Annotated in this window: 19 protein-coding genes; 6 read left to right on the top strand and 13 right to left on the bottom strand. The window is 49.1% G+C overall.

Translation table 11 applies throughout. The features are described 5' to 3' along the window. Nucleotides 1-34: 34 nt before the first annotated feature. From ACWHAR_RS03300 to ACWHAR_RS03280, 5 genes are all read right to left on the bottom strand, one after another. A complete protein-coding gene (locus ACWHAR_RS03300) occupies nt 35-274 on the bottom strand; it encodes a DUF2552 family protein (protein WP_003153307.1) in 240 nt (79 codons plus the stop codon). Then, nucleotides 249-611 carry an iron-sulfur cluster biosynthesis family protein gene (locus ACWHAR_RS03295; protein ID WP_025649817.1) on the bottom strand — a complete coding sequence of 121 codons (363 nt, stop codon included), beginning with the start codon at nt 609-611 and terminating at the stop codon, nt 249-251. The genes ACWHAR_RS03300 and ACWHAR_RS03295 overlap by 26 nt, the downstream gene beginning before the upstream one ends. A gap of 71 nt (nt 612-682) precedes the next feature. Then, nucleotides 683-1,651: a GNAT family N-acetyltransferase gene (locus tag ACWHAR_RS03290; RefSeq protein WP_032873202.1), complete on the bottom strand. Its 969-nt coding sequence runs from the start codon at nt 1,649-1,651 to the stop codon at nt 683-685. Then, nucleotides 1,648-1,992, bottom strand: a complete 345-nt coding sequence (locus ACWHAR_RS03285) for an antibiotic biosynthesis monooxygenase family protein (RefSeq protein ID WP_015240143.1) — start codon at nt 1,990-1,992, stop codon at nt 1,648-1,650. The genes ACWHAR_RS03290 and ACWHAR_RS03285 overlap by 4 nt, the downstream gene beginning before the upstream one ends. Nucleotides 1,993-2,003: 11 nt before the next feature. Continuing rightward, entirely contained in the window at nt 2,004-2,474 is a 471-nt protein-coding gene (locus ACWHAR_RS03280; RefSeq protein ID WP_007612374.1) for a GNAT family N-acetyltransferase, read from the bottom strand. A 215-nt stretch (nt 2,475-2,689) separates the two neighbouring features. Between ACWHAR_RS03280 and ACWHAR_RS03275 the strand changes: the two genes are divergently transcribed. The 5 genes from ACWHAR_RS03275 (at nt 2,690) to ACWHAR_RS03255 (ending at nt 5,986) form a co-directional block, all read left to right on the top strand. After that, nucleotides 2,690-3,916, top strand: coding sequence for a DNA polymerase IV (locus ACWHAR_RS03275; protein ID WP_032873199.1), 1,227 nt, complete (start codon nt 2,690-2,692; stop codon nt 3,914-3,916). A gap of 15 nt (nt 3,917-3,931) precedes the next feature. Continuing rightward, nucleotides 3,932-4,276 (top strand): YolD-like family protein, encoded by a 345-nt coding sequence (locus tag ACWHAR_RS03270; RefSeq protein ID WP_007409390.1) that lies wholly within the window; start codon nt 3,932-3,934, stop codon nt 4,274-4,276. Between the two features lie 100 nt (nt 4,277-4,376). Further along, entirely contained in the window at nt 4,377-4,583 is a 207-nt protein-coding gene (locus ACWHAR_RS03265) for a YqzH family protein (protein ID WP_003153294.1), read from the top strand. A 73-nt stretch (nt 4,584-4,656) separates the two neighbouring features. Next, complete coding sequence (locus ACWHAR_RS03260; RefSeq protein ID WP_032873503.1) at nt 4,657-5,727, top strand: AI-2E family transporter; 1,071 nt, start codon at nt 4,657-4,659, stop codon at nt 5,725-5,727. A gap of 91 nt (nt 5,728-5,818) precedes the next feature. After that, nucleotides 5,819-5,986: a DUF4083 family protein gene (locus ACWHAR_RS03255; RefSeq protein ID WP_007612383.1), complete on the top strand. Its 168-nt coding sequence runs from the start codon at nt 5,819-5,821 to the stop codon at nt 5,984-5,986. 1 nt (nt 5,987) lies between these two features. On the opposite strand, the gene ACWHAR_RS03250 is transcribed toward ACWHAR_RS03255, so the two are convergent. The 5 genes from ACWHAR_RS03250 to ACWHAR_RS03230 form a co-directional block, all read right to left on the bottom strand. Further along, nucleotides 5,988-6,377 (bottom strand): VOC family protein, encoded by a 390-nt coding sequence (locus tag ACWHAR_RS03250; protein ID WP_029973629.1) that lies wholly within the window; start codon nt 6,375-6,377, stop codon nt 5,988-5,990. A gap of 24 nt (nt 6,378-6,401) precedes the next feature. Beyond that, complete coding sequence (gene coaA, locus ACWHAR_RS03245) at nt 6,402-7,361, bottom strand: type I pantothenate kinase (RefSeq protein WP_032873194.1); 960 nt, start codon at nt 7,359-7,361, stop codon at nt 6,402-6,404. Between the two features lie 74 nt (nt 7,362-7,435). Then, entirely contained in the window at nt 7,436-8,785 is a 1,350-nt protein-coding gene (dsdA, locus tag ACWHAR_RS03240) for a D-serine ammonia-lyase (RefSeq protein ID WP_032873192.1), read from the bottom strand. A 16-nt stretch (nt 8,786-8,801) separates the two neighbouring features. Continuing rightward, nucleotides 8,802-9,578: an SDR family NAD(P)-dependent oxidoreductase gene (locus tag ACWHAR_RS03235; protein WP_032873190.1), complete on the bottom strand. Its 777-nt coding sequence runs from the start codon at nt 9,576-9,578 to the stop codon at nt 8,802-8,804. A 5-nt stretch (nt 9,579-9,583) separates the two neighbouring features. Then, the gene (locus ACWHAR_RS03230; RefSeq protein ID WP_032873188.1) at nt 9,584-10,543 is read right to left on the bottom strand and encodes an MBL fold metallo-hydrolase; all 960 of its coding nucleotides are present in this window, start codon (nt 10,541-10,543) and stop codon (nt 9,584-9,586) included. Nucleotides 10,544-10,939: 396 nt separating this feature from the next. Here ACWHAR_RS03230 and proC point away from each other — a divergent pair, with 396 nt between their 5' ends. Continuing rightward, a complete protein-coding gene (gene proC, locus ACWHAR_RS03225) occupies nt 10,940-11,779 on the top strand; it encodes a pyrroline-5-carboxylate reductase (RefSeq protein WP_032873185.1) in 840 nt (279 codons plus the stop codon). A 36-nt stretch (nt 11,780-11,815) separates the two neighbouring features. Here proC and ACWHAR_RS03220 read toward each other — a convergent pair whose 3' ends face one another. The 3 genes from ACWHAR_RS03220 to ACWHAR_RS03210 are packed head-to-tail and all read right to left on the bottom strand — an operon-like array spanning nt 11,816 to nt 15,081. Continuing rightward, nucleotides 11,816-12,562, bottom strand: coding sequence for a polyketide synthase (locus ACWHAR_RS03220; RefSeq protein WP_014305356.1), 747 nt, complete (start codon nt 12,560-12,562; stop codon nt 11,816-11,818). A 59-nt stretch (nt 12,563-12,621) separates the two neighbouring features. Then, complete coding sequence (locus ACWHAR_RS03215; protein ID WP_032873183.1) at nt 12,622-13,869, bottom strand: hydroxymethylglutaryl-CoA synthase family protein; 1,248 nt, start codon at nt 13,867-13,869, stop codon at nt 12,622-12,624. Between the two features lie 57 nt (nt 13,870-13,926). Next, the gene (locus tag ACWHAR_RS03210) at nt 13,927-15,081 is read right to left on the bottom strand and encodes a cytochrome P450 (protein ID WP_032873181.1); all 1,155 of its coding nucleotides are present in this window, start codon (nt 15,079-15,081) and stop codon (nt 13,927-13,929) included. Between the last annotated feature and the right edge of the window lie 81 nt (nt 15,082-15,162).

Genomic DNA, 15,162 nt, shown 5'->3' with positions numbered 1-15,162 from the left:
CGAAAGAACGTATGCTGGTTCTTTCGCTTTCCCGTCATAAAACGTCGGTAATCCCGTCCATATTTTCTCCGATCCAGTCAATGGCGAGGTCGATTGTCGTAAACTCCTGCGCTTTGAAGGTCATCTCATCCTGAAGCAGCCAGACATCCTTCTGAACGGATTCAGCGCCTCCAATAGACCAGTGCAGCAGACTGTACGGGTGGTTGTTGTTCAGAAAGGATACCCACGTTTTATGCTGTGCCGTCTGTTTAATGGCTTTCAGCTTTTGATTCACTTTCCGTTTCTCCCTGCTTTACTAATATGCTCATTCTCGGGCTCAGCATCTCTGCCGGGCTTTTTAAGACGAGCGTTTTTGCCTTTTCATTGTAATCGATTGTCATTTCCTCGTCAAAAAACACTTTTTGTGAGGTCTGGATGTAAAGCGGAAGTCCGTTGGTTTCAATGGCTTCGCATTGTCCCGTTAATTCGTCCGCCAGCCAGATGGCCGGCACACCGCTCACCGCGCACCCGCAGCCTTCTGCGTCATAGCGGAGCTGCGCTTTTTTCCCCGGGTTGGCGTCCATCGCCTGCTGAAGTGTGTGTTTCGCCGCATCCGTCACATGTATTTGCATAGATGATCCTCCGTTTTTCATTTTCGCCATTGTAGCATACCGAGCCGCTGTATGCATTGTTTCTGCTTTCTTTACAGCAGCCCGCTCTCCCAGTCCTTTGCCTCTTGTTCAGCCGCCTTGATCCAGTCATTTTTCCCTTCACTATACTTTGCCATATCGTATGGGTATGTCTCAGCGAGGTGCCGTTTCAGTTCCATGTATTGAGCCGCTTTTTCAGGCTTTGCGGTGAGGTAATCCCGGAACAGCAGATGACGCTTCACGTCCGGATGGCCTGTTTCGTATATGTGAACGTGGTGTGTGCGCTTGCTGCCGCCTTTTTGAAAGAAACGCCGGCCCTCTATCCCGTTTTCCCCTTTCGCCTCATAGCCGAGTGCTTCCAGCTGCGGACTGAATCGGTCAGCGTCCGAAATATCTTTGACCTCCGCCAGTATATCGATGACGGGTTTGCCGGCCATGCCCGGGATGGAGGTGCTGCCGATGTGGCTGACAGAATGAAGTGCTGAGCCGAAGATTCGGATCAAGTCCGCCTTCTCTCTTTCAAACATTTCTTTCCATTCCGGCTTGTACGGAACAACTTCCGCTTTCCTCTTCGGATAAAGATGAAAAAACGAGAGGGTCAGCCCTTCCGCCGTCTCTATCTGTCCGGCTTCTGTGAACCCGGTTTTTACATAGAGAGAGACTGCCGGAACGTTTTGGCTGGCGGTAGCCGCCTCTATTTTTTGGGCGTCCCGGTTCTCGTCTATCACAAATTGAATAAGCGCCCGTCCGATTCCTTTCCGAAAGCCTGAAGGGTGCACCGTCAGCCTGCATATGACAAGGTCATATCCCTTTTTTTCATACGAAATGACGCCTGCAAGCTGATCTTTTTCCTTGAAACCGGCAAACGTCTCCCGTGACCGCTGTATATCATCGGGTGTTTCATGCAGGGCGGGAATGCCGAAAAAGCCGATCAGCTCGGCTTCTTTTTGATAAGAGCAGCGCTGAACCGCCGCAATTTCCCGCGCGGTCTGTTCTTGTGTATGCTGTAAAAATGTAATCAATCTTCCGCCCCTTTTGACGCAAACATCCGCTGTGACTCCGTCTTCGTAATGCGGACCGCGTACGCTTCATACCAGGCGGTTTTTCCTTTTTGTTTTGCCGCCTGGTGGTCAGTATGATCTTTCCACCTTTTAATCGCCTCCAGGCTGTCCCAGTAGGAAACCGTGATGCCGCAGCCGTTTTCCTCCCGAACGCTTTCCGCGCCTAAAAAGCCCGGCTGTCCGCCTGCCAAATTCATCATGCGCTCTGCCGTATGTTCATATTCCTCATCATATTTTCCCTTTATTGATGAAAAAATGACCGCATAATAGGGCGGTTTGGGCGTGTCAGCTAAAAAACCCATATTCATCCCCCTCATATGTATTTCACAAACAGAATCCGGTCTTCTCCCGGACCGTCATAATTCGCAAAAACAGGGATTCCGTTTACGGTTTTGGTTCCTTTTTCAACTTCAAAGCCTAATTTTGTATGATAAGCGATTGATACTTTATTGACAGGCGCCGTCACGCAATTGACTTTTGTGCAGCCCCTTTTCTTCACGGTCTCCATAAATCGGTCGTAGAGCTGTTTTCCAATTTGCATTTTTCTGAAATCCGGATGCACACCCGAAAAATGAATGTAGGCTGTCTCAGGGTCTGATTGTGACTGAAAACCGATTAAAAAACCGGTCATTCCCTCCGGCCCGTACGTGATAAAGCTTGTGTCCTGAAAATGTTCAAAAAACAAGCGCGGCAGTTTGTCTTTCATCTGCCTGCCGCCCCACCATTCATTCAAAACAGACGTAACCATTTCATAGTCTTCAGAGGTAATTGTTCGAATATCCATTATCGATTGACTCTCCTTTTCGTCCGGCAAAATGAATGTCAGCTCTTCTCATTGGAATATAAAAAATTATATGTGGGTTGTTTGCAATTGTAAATGATTTCTTTTCAAGCAAACGAATCAGCACGTCTTCCAGCCGGGGAATGATTTACCAGTATAAACGTGATCATTGTTCGGGTACAATGAAAAACAGAACAAACGTTCCCGGAGGTTTTTTTATGGCTGATATTCTTCTTGTAGATATGCAATCGTTTTATGCGTCTGTGGAAAAAGCGGAAGCGCCTCATTTCAAAAGCCGGCCCGTGATTGTCTCGGGAGATCCCGAAAGACGCAGCGGCGTCGTGCTTGCGGCTTGTCCGCTCGCCAAACGATACGGCGTAAAAAATGCCGAACGGCTGTGGGAAGCGCAGGCCAAATGTCCCGACGCCGTTATTGTCCGTCCGCGGATGCAGCGGTATATTGATGTATCCGTCATGATTACCGAACTGTTTGAACGGTATACCGATCTTGTAGAACCCTACTCCATCGATGAGCAGTTTCTCGACGTGACCGGAAGCAGGCGGCTGTTCGGTGATCCTTTTACAATTGCCGAAAGCATTCAGCAAGCGATTATGCGTGAATTCGGAATTTATGCCCGTGTCGGCATCGGGCCGAATAAGGCGCTCGCGAAAATGGCTTGCGACCATTTTGCCAAAAAAAACGCATCCGGCATCCACAGATTGGATATGTCAAATATCAGGCAGGATCTGTGGCCGCTGCCGGTCGGAAAATTATTCGGCATCGGAAAACGGATGGAGCATCATTTAAGACGGATGGGCATCAGCACAATCGGCGGGCTTGCCGGGCACCCAGCCGAACTGCTGAAAAAACGCTGGGGCATTAACGGCGAATTGCTTCAGCGGACAGCCCGCGGCATCGATCCCTCTCCGGTCACCGTCAACACGCACAGCCGGCAAAAAGCGATCGGCCATAACATGACCCTCCCGAGAGACTACAGCCGCTTTGAGGATATTAAAGTCGTGCTGCTGGAGTTAAGCGAAGAAGTGGCCCGCCGCGCCCGTTTCAAACAATACATCGGCCATACGGTTTCGGTCAGCATCAGAGGCGCTGATTTTGAATTCCCTTCAGGTTTTCACAGACAGAGAAAGCTGATCTCTCCGACTAATTTCGGAATGGATATTTTTAAAGCGGCGGTCAAGCTCTTCAAAGAGCATTGGAACGGTGAGCCCGTCCGCAGCGCCGGCGTCTCCCTTTCCCAGCTGGAGCCTTGTGATTATGTTCAGCTGAGCCTGTTCGATGCCCAGGAAAAAAAGATCAGTCTCGGCAAAGTATTGGATGATATTCATGAGCGGTACGGCCCTGCGTCACTCCTCCATGCCGCTTCACTGACAGAGGCCGGCCAAGCCTTTCACCGGGCTGAAAAAATCGGCGGGCATTACAAATAATTTGAGGTGATATACATGAATCCGAACAAATTAACACCCGGGTATAATGTCATGTGGGAATCAAGCCGGATGATGCTGCCCGAACATCGGGAGCAGCTGCTTGCAAAAAAACGAAAAGAACGGGAATTCCGGCCTCCGGAACTGAGCGAAGAGCAACTGAACGACATGAACCGCATCATTGCGGCGTCGATTGAAGAAGACAGGGCCATCTCGGTCACCTACGCTTCAGCACACGGTCCCCGCCGCTTTTGGGGATGGGTAAAACAAGTGAGGCATGACGAAAAGCGTTTAAAAATCATAAACGATGAAGATGCGTTAACGCTGCCGTTTCATCGTATTCTCTCAGCTGAATTGGAATAAAAATCCTACCCCGGCCTGACAGAAAATATGATAGAAGAGTGGGAGGATCACATGATATTTAGTAGAATAAAGATGAATGACAAGAATAGGAGAATATACGATGGATCAATTTATAGAAAAAATGCTGGGACAAGCCCTCCGCCAGTATGGACGGAATGTGTCGACAGATCCGCTGAGCCCCTATGAAAAACAGAGTTTAAAAAAAGCTTTAGAAGAAAGAAGGAATGAAGAACCCGATGAGGATCTTCATGCCCATGTAGAAGATATTATCTACGATTACGTCACCAATCAGGGGCAGTTTTCCTGACACGGACGTTTATGCACCGGGCGATAAGGGAAACGTCCGAGAGTAAACCCTTAAAGATTGCGTGGTGCAGGATATGCCTATCGGGCCTTATTTCAGGATCGGTTATGCCGTTCTTCTGTTATTTCTCATCATTTATCTCGGAACATTAATAGACTTTTTGTTCCAGCCTGTGGTGATTACGGTTAAAACCTTATTTCCGCCTATTGTATTATCGGGCGTCCTCTACTATTTGTGCCGCCCGCTCGTCAGACTGCTGCATGCGAAATTAAAGCTGCCCGAAGGAATCGCGATTTTAGCGATTTATGCGGGAACAGCCGGCCTTTTTGTCCTCTTCCTTTATACGGCGGGCCCTGCCGTTCAAAAACAGTTTACAGCCTTCACAGATCATATTCCGGAGCTTTCCGCAAAAGCTGAAAATTGGATCGGGCATCTTCAGGACAGCAAATGGTTCTCCCGGCTTCAGCATGGGGATTCCTTTAAAAAATTAGCAGACAAAGCCGCAAATTATTCCGGTTCAATCGCTGATTCTCTCAGCAGCCTGGCCGGTACGGCTGCCAATGCCGCCATCACCGCCGCCATTATTCCGTTTGCGCTGTATTACATGTTAAAAGAAGGAAACAAAGCCCCCCGGCGTCTGCTGCGGCTTCTTCCGGAAAAACATCAAAAAGAAGGAAAACAAATCCTTCAGGACATGGATGAAGCTCTCAGTTCATACATACAAGGACAGCTGCTCGTCAGTTTTTGTGTCGGCGTACTCGTCACAATCGGCTATTTTATAATCGGGCTCGATTATCCGCTCGTTCTGGGCGCGTTCGCCATGGTGACAAACCTGATTCCGTTTATCGGGCCTTGGATCGGCACATTTCCCGGAGTCATTGTCGGATTGTTCGATTCACCGACCGAGGCGGTGCTGGTGATTACGGTCGTCGTCATTGTCCAGCAGCTTGAAAGCCAGCTGATTTCCCCGCAAATTATGGGACGGAAGCTGGACATTCACCCGCTGACCATTATTTTTCTTCTGCTTGCCGCCGGCAAATTCTCAGGAATTGCCGGGATGCTGCTGGCCATTCCGGGATATGCGGCCGCAAAAGTGGTCATAAGCCACATGCAGAAACTATTCATTCTCAGAAAAAAACAAGGCTAGGAGAGAAATGATTCATCCCCCATGTCTTCACATCGGTCAAAATGAAAAAACGGCGGGCTGAAGAAGCCCGCCGCACACGGAGGTAAAAAAGATGAACATCGGTGATGTCATTTTTCAATTGATTTCATTTATTGCAGCCGCGGTTTTCCTGTTTGCCGTGATATACGTATTCAGAAGCTTGAAGCAGCGCCGCATACAATTGGACAGAATCGAAAAGAAACTCGACGCGCTGCGCGAAGAAAAAAACGAAAAGTTATAGTTCATTCAGAAGCAGGAGCAACGAGCTCCACTTTTATCCGATCCGGATCCTCCGTGTATACGGCGTAATGCGTGCTTCCGCCTGCATATGGATGGCGGTCCCTGTAAAGCACGGGGCATCCTCTGGCAAGCAGCTTTTCTGTCATCTCGTCAACCTGCTCTCTTGATGCAGCATGAAAAGCCAGATGGTTCAGCCCGACCCGGCATCTGTGGTACTCCGGTGTTAAAAAACGCTCCTCTGTCTGTACAAGCACAACATAAAATCCTGCGTTTTTCCAGCTGATGCCGGAGTCCCAATTTTGAAATTCCCTATAACCGAGCTCACCTAAAAACCATCCCCAAAACCGGGCGGAGGCTTTCAAGTCAGATACATACAACTCAATATGATGTATCATAATATCCGCTTCCTCCTCACATCACACCCGCCTTACCAGCACCTCTTCAACTTTATGGCCGTCACCTTTTCTCAAAATCAAATCCGATCTGAATTTTGTCGGCAGGATATTTTCATACAGATTCGGCCGGTTGACGCTCTCCCAAATGGAGGCGGCCATGGTATCCGCTTCTGCATCAGACAAATCCTTAAATTTATGAAAATAAGAAGCCGGATCCTGAAAAGCGGTTTCTCTTAAGAGGCGGAAACGTTCCAAATACCACGTGAAAATCCGGCTTTCTTCGGCATCCACATAGATCGAAAAATCAAAGAAATCGGATACAAAAATCCGCGGATCTTCCCTGTCGTCCTCTAATGTCGGCGACTGCAGGACATTGATTCCTTCGATAATAACGATATCCGCACCTTCGACAACCTCGACGGCGCCCTCTTCCCTGTCATAGGTAAGATGGGAATATACGGGCGCCTCCACTCTCTCTTTCCCTGACTTTATATCGTTCAGAAATTCAAGCAGCGCTTTCACGTCGTAGCTTTCCGGGAATCCCTTTCTGGACAGAAGGTTTTTCCTTTTTAATTCCACTGTCGGATACAAAAAACCGTCGGTTGTCACCAGGCTCACCTTCGGCCTGTCCGGCAGACGGGAAAGAAGCTTTTGCAAAATTCTCGCCGTCGTGCTTTTGCCGACGGCGACGCTGCCCGCGATTCCGATGATAAACGGGATTTTCGCTGAATGCGGATGCTTCAGAAACACATTGACATGCTGATTCCGTCTTGCGGCAGACGTGACATGAAGATGGAGCAGGCGCACAAGCGGAATGTAAATCGTTTCTACTTCTTCCACCGACAGGTAGTCATTCAGCCCCTCTACGGCCTTGGCTTCTTCCTCTGAAACGGCAATGGAAAGATGGCCGCCGAATCCGGCCCACGACTCGCGGCTGTGCTGCGTATACAATGTATGTAAATTCAATTCTTTACTTTTCACAATTCACACCAATCTCTCTGTATGGCTTTCCGATAAAAAACAAACGCTTACAAAGATTGTAACGGAAAACCGCTTCACTGTCTGCCCATTTTTTTCAAAAATGAGGAACCGATCCGGCTGTACTCTTCCATTTCCTCCTCCGGAACCATGCTTCCGCCGGTGCTCCACACAAGGTGCACGGCATTTTCCATCTCAAGCCCCCGCTCTTTTATATAACGGTTTCCGGCTTCGGTCTGAACGACCTTGACGGCTCCGGCCAGTCCGGCGAGTGCAGAGGGTTCAAGGCTCTTATTCTCGGCCGCCCTTAATTGATAAAGCAGCGAAAAAAGCGTGCCGTCATCGGCGGTATAACAGCCGCTGAGTATAGGTTCCATCAGAGGGCCGGCCAGTCCGGACGGCCTTCCCACCGCGAGTCCGTCGGCGGCCGTTTGATTATCAAGACCGATATCCTGCACGCTGATTCCGTCATGCAAGCCGGAAAACAGTCCTAACAGCATACACGGTGAATGCGTCGGCTCACCGAAAAAAATATGGACATGCTCGCCATAGATCAGCTTTAGCGCAAGCGCGACGCCGCCCGGGCCTCCTCCGACCCCGCACGGCAAATAAACGAAAAGCGGTTCATCTGCATCAGGCTTTATGTTCATTTGATCGAGCTGCTTTTTCACACGGCTTCCCGCAACGGCATACCCCAAAAACAGATCCCGGGAATGCTCATCATCAATAAAATAACAATAAGGGTCCTGCTTCGCCTGCATGCGCCCCTCTTTGACAGCCAGACTGTAGTCTGCTTCATATTCGATGACGCGAACCCCCTTTTCCCGGAGCAGCTCCTTTTTCCACTGCTTTGCGTCACTGGACATATGAACGGTCACACAAAAGCCGAGCTTCGCGCCGATTATGCCGATACTCAGACCTAAATTGCCCGTAGAACCGACGGCTATAGAGTATTTTGAGAAAAAAGCGGTAAACCGTTCTTCAGTCAATATACTGTAATCGTCGTCTGCTGAGAGCATTCCCGCTTTTACCGCGAGATCTTCGGCATGCTTCAGCACTTCGTAAATCCCGCCGCGCGCTTTAATGGAACCGGAAATCGGAAGTTCGTCGTCGCATTTCAAAAGCAAACGCCCAGGGAAAGCCTGAGCGGCGCTGTGTTCCAGACGCTTTTTCATTTCATTGATTAAGACAAGCGGAGACTCAATGAGGCCTCCCGCCGCTTCCGTCTCCGGAAAAGCCGACGCGATATAAGGCGCAAACCGGCGCAGCCTTTCTTCCGCTTCGGCAATCTCCTTTTTCCATTCAGCACCATGCTTTACTGGATCATCGGTTTTATGCGGGTTGATCCAAAATACTTCACGCGCCTCCGCCATTTGCCTGACGAAAGGATCTGCCATCAATGCCTTGTGTATATCACGGTCGGACATTCCTTTTTCCCCCTTGTTACTTTTTCTTTAATGCGCGGCCGGCCAGTTTTTCTGTAAACGATGGGAAAAGCTGATACAGCTTCGTCCCGAGGCTCATCCATCGCGGAAGATTCATTTCCCGTTTATCCGTCAGAATCACGGATGTAATGCGCTCTGCCACATGGTCGGCATCAAGCATCCATCTGCCGACGCTTTTCACATAACCGCCCTCTTTATCTGCAATTGTAAAGAAGTCTGTTTTGATCGGACCGGGATTAACCGTTGTCACGGCTACACCCGTACCGGCCAGCTCAAGCCGCAGCGCGTTGGAATACCCTAACACGGCGTGTTTCGTTGCGGAATAAAGGCTTGATTTCGGCGTCGCCAATTTGCCGGCCTGTGAGGCGATATTGATAATATGGCCGCTTTTCGCATGAAGCATCACAGGAAGACAGGCCTTCGTACAGGCGATTAATCCGAAGACGTTGACTTCAAACATTGCCTTCATATCATCCAAAGATGAATCAGCGGCCGTTTCAAAAATGCCGAAGCCGGCGTTGTTGATTAATACGTCTACATGACCGATCAAACGCCTTACGTTTTCAGCCTCTTCTGCATGCCGGACGTCAAACGGGATGACATCACACTGTCCGCCGCGCGCGGTAATCGTCTTTTTCACTTCCTGCAAGCGGTCCTCCCGCCTGGCGGATAAAAAAACATGAGCCCCTTCTGCCGTGCAGGAATATGCAAGCCGTTCTCCGAGTCCGCCGGATGCTCCGGTGATCCAAATCCGCTTATCCGTTAATCTGCCCATTTCCTTCACCCCTTCACAGCTTTAAACTTCAGAGTGTTCCCCGACTGAAAGGATACAACCTTCCCTTCGGCGGCCAGCACGTCAAGATGGCCGATCGTTTCTGACATCGTTAAAAACAATTCATTTTCATAAACAGCCGGAAACAGCCGCCGGCATACCTGGAAAGCCGTCAGCGTTTCCTCTGACAACAGGCGCAGCACATATTCCGACCGGTTTCTCTGTTTTTCAAGCCGCCTGTCAAAAGCAGGCTTTACGTCTGTCAGCAGATCGCCGTGTCCCGGATATAAAAAGGACGGGTTTACGTCATACAGCCGCTTCATTGAGTTCAAGTAGTCGAGCATCGGGGCCGCGCGCACGCCCCCCTTTTCCGGAGCTTCCAGAATCGGATTGGTGGAGCTGTTGGACAAAAGCAGATCGCCGCTGAACATTTCACCGCTTTTTTCATGGTAGAGCGCAATGTGAGAAGCGGCATGACCCGGGATTTCGAGCACCGTCCAGCCGTTAAGCCCGTCAATTTTTCCGCCTTCCCTCACTGTTTTCGTTAACGGACGGTTTGCAGAAAATAAGTATGACAGCTTAACTGTTTTATGTATGTCTTCAGGCATCAGGGGAACGTCCATTTCAGTCATAAGCGACAGAAAAAAGTCCTCCTGCCGGGCGATATACGACTGATCCTGAGTAATGTACCTGTCATTCAGCGGATGCCCGATCACTTCCGTATCCTCAGAAAAAAGGTGCAGCAGACCTGAATGATCTGCGTGATGATGAGTGAGCACCACCTGTTCTATATCCGCCGCAGAAACCCCGTGTTCCTTAAGCTGCAATGAGAGCGATTCAGCCGCTTCCTTTGTATTCGGGCCGCAATCAATAAGGGTTAAGGCTTCATCTTTTACTAAATAAACGATAACGTCGCCGACTGCAAACGGAGTCGGCACACGTATCGGGATGATCTTTCTCGCTGCCATGTTTACGCTCCTTCGTTCTTTTCATTCCTGAATAATCATATTTTAGCGTTTTCTTTTCACTGTGTCATTATTGCCGCATATCGGAAAAAAAGATTGACATCCCGCTATTGCGCATAGCATAATGAACAACAAACTAGAAAACACGGAACGCGATGACGAGGAACTAGTATATAAACAACGGCAGCAGAGAGCAATGTCCCCGGCTGAAAGACATTGCGGCCCTCTTGTTTACAGAACCTGCCCTCAGAGCGGTTAGGAAAACCTAAACGTATCCCCTCGTTACGGGATTTGAGCTGAGCACGGCTGATTCGTGCTAATGTAAGGTGGTACCGCGAAACCTTTTCGTCCTTTTTGACGGGAAGGTTTTTTTGTGTTTTGAAAAGAAGGAGGATTTATATGAAGAAAATCGGTTTTATCGGGGCCGGATCAATGGCGGAAGCAATGGTGAACGGACTGCTGCAAAGCGGAATGACAGCCCCCGGACATATATATATGACAAACCGGTCAAATGACAGCCGGCTGAAAGAGCTCCAAAAAACGTACGGAGTGAAACCGTGCCGGGATAAAGAAGAATTTTTCAGCAATACCGACATTATCGTTCTCGCCTTTAAACCGAAAGATGCGGCAGAAAGCATTGAGAACATTCGCGAATACGTGAAAGATCAGCTTGTGATTTCTGTCATCGCAGGGCTGACGATTCACACGATTCAGCAATATTTCGGCAGAAAGCTCACCATCATCCGGGCGATGCCGAATACATCCGCGGCCATTCAGCAATCGGCGACCGGTTTTTCCGCAAGCTCCGAGGCGAGTGAAGCTGAAATCCGGACGGCAAAAGAGCTTCTGGAAACAATCGGAGAAGCGACGCGCTTTGAAGAAAAACACCTTGACGCCGTCACAGCCATTGCCGGAAGCGGTCCCGCCTATGTGTACCGGTATGTCGAAGCAATGGAAAAGGCCGCCCTTCAAGCCGGCCTGCCGGAAGAAACGGCAAAAGAGCTGATTTTACAAACCATGGCCGGGGCGACGGAAATGCTCAGAACAAGCAGCAAACGGCCTGAACGCCTGCGCAAGGAAATCACAAGCCCGGGCGGCACGACTGAAGCAGGCCTTCGCGCATTAGAAGAGCGCCGCTTTGAAGAAGCCATCATGCACTGCATCGCAGAAACCGCAGCCCGGAGCGCCGAAATTAAAGAACAATTCGCAAGCTCCGTTCTGCAAAAGACGGACCAGTGATAAAGCATGGGGCTTCCCATGCTTTTTTCATTCTGTTTAACTGCCGTATAAGCGGCTGATTCTCTCTTTTACTTCAGGAAGATGGAATGTGGCTTCGTGCATGTTCACCTCTTCCTCAACCGCTTTTGTCAGCTCTCTTTTGATCCGTGCGGTCACATTGGTTTTCAGCGCAACCAGTGAGGCTCTCGGTTTATCCGCCAGCAGCCGGGCTAATTCGCGGCCTCTTTGAAGGGCGTCTTTTTTCGGCAGCACTTCAAACGGAACTCCCCGTTTTTCCAGAGCGGCGCCGCTGAAATTCGCGGCCGTAAACAGCATTTCTTCCCCGAGGACAATTCCCAGTTTTTCAGGCACAATATACGTCGCGCCCATTCCCGGTGTAAATCCGTACTTCATATAATTACAAGAATAAAAACTCTCTCTGCTTAAAATCACGAAATCCGAGCTCAGACCGATCGTAAAGCCGGCTCCGATCGCATGCCCCTGCATGACGGAAATCACGGGAATCCTGCAATCCAATAAAAGACTGTGAAGCTTTAAATCTGTAAATTGGAGCTTTCCGCTCTGAATGGTCAAAAGCCCCTCCTGCGTTCCTCCCGTGCAGAAATAATTTCCGTAACCCGTCAGAAGGACGGTTTTATAGGACGGATGGGCATTGATGTCCTGGAATACCCGGTGCAGCTCTCTGACAAACTCTTCTGACAGCCCGTTTTTCCCGGCCGTATCCTGCATTGTGACCTGCACAATGCCCGGTTCTGTTTCCTGTACATCAATCATTGGATTCATGTTTATTCTCCGTTTCTTTAAAAATACTCAAGCCTTGCCGGCTCTGAGTGTTTCTGATATTAAGTCGTCCATTCATACTTTCTGTGAAACTCTTTTATTTCAGTCAGCACCAATCGTGTTTTTCCTTGATGCGCATTCGGGATGTCTGCTGCGGGCGCGGCATTTCTTGTGCCGAATTTTACGATGCCGCTGTCTTGGAGCAGCCGGTCATAATCAGCCATCGATAAACGGACGCGTTCATCCAAATGCCGGCTGATCTGAAATTGATTCTGCCGCGTACGGCTTTGCGGCATAACGACACCGCTGTAAAATTCAGAGCAGCAGCCCGAACCGTATGAAAAACAGCCGACGCGTTTCGGCGTTTCAAAAGAGCCGTTATCAATCGTGCTGGCAAGAGATAAAAATACGGTGGCCCCCATGATGTTGCCGACGCGCTGACAGTATTGAATCCCAGGCAGCACGCGTTGCTGAAAATCCGCTTCAATGTCTTGCGGCTTAGCCTTTGCCAATTTTCTCATCATCGTCCGATGCGCTCCTTTTACCATTCCGCCAAACGGAGTATGAAAAGAAAGGTATTGAAATGTATTCTTATAATCCGCCCCGCTCACACGCTTTCCGTATTCCTGAAATGATTTTTCACAGCAGTCCAAATAAGACATGAGCGACAGATCAGCATCCCCCGCTTCACTATCCGGAATCGGACGGCAGGTATCCATGACTTCATACCCGTAATACCCGCTTGCGCCTTGATCAAGCAAAAAGACATGAGGGGTGCTGCTGACTAAAAGCGCCACAGCTCCGGCCCCCGCACTCGGTTCGGCATAGGACCATTCCTCCGTCAACGCGTCACCGCCATCAGCAACTAAAAAGCGGGAAATATCCGTTCCGATGATGAGCGCTTTCGCTCCCGGCGATGTTTGCGATAAGATGAAATTCACACCCATTTGAAACCCGGCCGTTAAAGAATAGCAAGCCTGTTTCACCTCAAATAACCGGCAATTCCGCTTCAGCTGCAAATAATCATGGACGTATGTACTGATGGATTTGCCAAAATCAATCCCGGATTCCGTACAGATGATGACCATTTCAATCTGATTCCGTTCCTCTTCTGACAGAGAGTCGATAATCGGTTTTGCGGCATTTACGGCGAACGTAATCGGATCTTCAAACGGAAGCGCCACCACTTTTTCTTTCATCAGCAGGTTCTCAAACCTTTTTTTATCCAAGTTCCGATGTTCCGCAAGCTCCATGACGTCTACATACGCGGTTCCGCCAAACACATTCATTGCTTCGATTCCTACATTCATTTCTCCAAGCCCCCAGAGTAAAGAGGCTTCCTGCGGAAGCCTCTTTTATTTTTCCGTTCAAAATTCAACAAGCAGCCTGTCAACGCCGTGAAATACAGGGCTCGGAACCAGATTCGGCTCTTGATCCTTAGTAAAACGCCATGCGGGCATCTGTTCAAAAAAGTGGGAAAGCGCGATTTTCGCTTCAAGCCGGGCCAGCGGCGCTCCTAAACAATAATGGCTGCCCTGACCGAATGACAGATGCTGATTCGGCTTTCGTCCCAAGTCAATCTGATCGGGATTTTCAAACTTCTTTTCATCTCTGTTTGCCGATCCAATCCACGCATACACTTTTTCTCCGGCCGGAATCGTTTTTCCGCCAATCTCGCTCTCAACCGCGGTGTAGCGGGTTACCCGCTGAATGGAAGGTCTGAGGCGGATGACTTCCTCAATAAAGTCAGGAAGGAGCGCCTTATTTTCAAGCAGCCGGGGCAGAATGTGCGGGAACTCCTTGAGACTGAGAAATGAGTTTCCGATCACATTTTCCGTCGTTACGTGCCCCGCGACAATCAACAAGCCGCAAAAACCGATTAATTGCTTGTCTGACAGCGGCTCTCCGTCTAAATCAGCTGAAATTAAATGGCTGATTAAATCATTTTGCGGCTGTTTTCTCCGCTGTAAAATAAACTGCATGAAGTATCCGATCATCTGCTTTTGCACTTCATTCATTTTCTTTTCATCTTTTACATTCTGGCTTTGGTCGACCCAGCTTTTAAAGATATCTCTGTCTTTCGGAGGAAATCCTAGAAGCTCTGCGATCACGATAATCGGAAGCGGAAATGCGTAATCTTCAATAATGTCCATCCTGCCTTTTGAACGGACGGCCTGAAGCAGGTCATCAGCGATAGCGGCTATACGCGGTGCAAGAGTCTCAACCGATTTCGGCATGAATGGCTGATTGACCAATTTTCTGAAGACGGTGTGTTCAGGCGGGTCCATTTTCAAAAGGCTGTCTTTGTTAATATGCCGAATCATTTTTTCCTGTTTGTCCGCACTTAAGTATTTATGATCGGAAGAAAAATGACTGTAGTCAGAAATCACCCGTTTCACTTCATCATAGGTGAAGATTTCCCAGCAATCTTCCTTTTCATTGTAATGAACGGGAGAGGTTTCTCTCATCGTTTGGTACCACTTGTACGGCTGCTGCTGTCTGATTTTTGTTAAACTGGTCATTTTCATTCCTCCAAGATGTGATCAAGATTTGAAATGACCCGCCGAAGCTTACGAGTAAACCCGGCGGGCGGATATGTGAAT

The sequence above is a fragment of the Bacillus sp. LR--39 genome (assembly GCF_053613335.1).
The sequence above is the reverse complement of the archived record's forward strand: the minus strand, read 5'-3'. Positions and strand labels throughout refer to the sequence as shown.

What these genes read in the sequence shown, in the direction of transcription:
- ACWHAR_RS03280 (WP_007612374.1), bottom strand. Translation starts at nt 2,474, where the DNA reads ATGGATATTCGAACAATTACCTCTGAAGACTATGAAATGGTTACGTCT.
- dsdA (WP_032873192.1), bottom strand. Translation starts at nt 8,785, where the DNA reads ATGTCCGACCGTGATATACACAAGGCATTGATGGCAGATCCTTTCGTC.
- ACWHAR_RS03220 (WP_014305356.1), bottom strand. Translation starts at nt 12,562, where the DNA reads ATGAATCCAATGATTGATGTACAGGAAACAGAACCGGGCATTGTGCAG.
- ACWHAR_RS03285 (WP_015240143.1), bottom strand. Translation starts at nt 1,992, where the DNA reads ATGGGTTTTTTAGCTGACACGCCCAAACCGCCCTATTATGCGGTCATT.
- ACWHAR_RS03265 (WP_003153294.1), top strand. Translation starts at nt 4,377, where the DNA reads ATGGATCAATTTATAGAAAAAATGCTGGGACAAGCCCTCCGCCAGTAT.
- ACWHAR_RS03255 (WP_007612383.1), top strand. Translation starts at nt 5,819, where the DNA reads ATGAACATCGGTGATGTCATTTTTCAATTGATTTCATTTATTGCAGCC.
- ACWHAR_RS03210 (WP_032873181.1), bottom strand. Translation starts at nt 15,081, where the DNA reads ATGACCAGTTTAACAAAAATCAGACAGCAGCAGCCGTACAAGTGGTAC.
- ACWHAR_RS03235 (WP_032873190.1), bottom strand. Translation starts at nt 9,578, where the DNA reads ATGGGCAGATTAACGGATAAGCGGATTTGGATCACCGGAGCATCCGGC.
- ACWHAR_RS03260 (WP_032873503.1), top strand. Translation starts at nt 4,657, where the DNA reads ATGCCTATCGGGCCTTATTTCAGGATCGGTTATGCCGTTCTTCTGTTA.
- ACWHAR_RS03230 (WP_032873188.1), bottom strand. Translation starts at nt 10,543, where the DNA reads ATGGCAGCGAGAAAGATCATCCCGATACGTGTGCCGACTCCGTTTGCA.
- ACWHAR_RS03215 (WP_032873183.1), bottom strand. Translation starts at nt 13,869, where the DNA reads ATGAATGTAGGAATCGAAGCAATGAATGTGTTTGGCGGAACCGCGTAT.
- ACWHAR_RS03270 (WP_007409390.1), top strand. Translation starts at nt 3,932, where the DNA reads ATGAATCCGAACAAATTAACACCCGGGTATAATGTCATGTGGGAATCA.
- ACWHAR_RS03275 (WP_032873199.1), top strand. Translation starts at nt 2,690, where the DNA reads ATGGCTGATATTCTTCTTGTAGATATGCAATCGTTTTATGCGTCTGTG.
- ACWHAR_RS03295 (WP_025649817.1), bottom strand. Translation starts at nt 611, where the DNA reads ATGCAAATACATGTGACGGATGCGGCGAAACACACACTTCAGCAGGCG.
- proC (WP_032873185.1), top strand. Translation starts at nt 10,940, where the DNA reads ATGAAGAAAATCGGTTTTATCGGGGCCGGATCAATGGCGGAAGCAATG.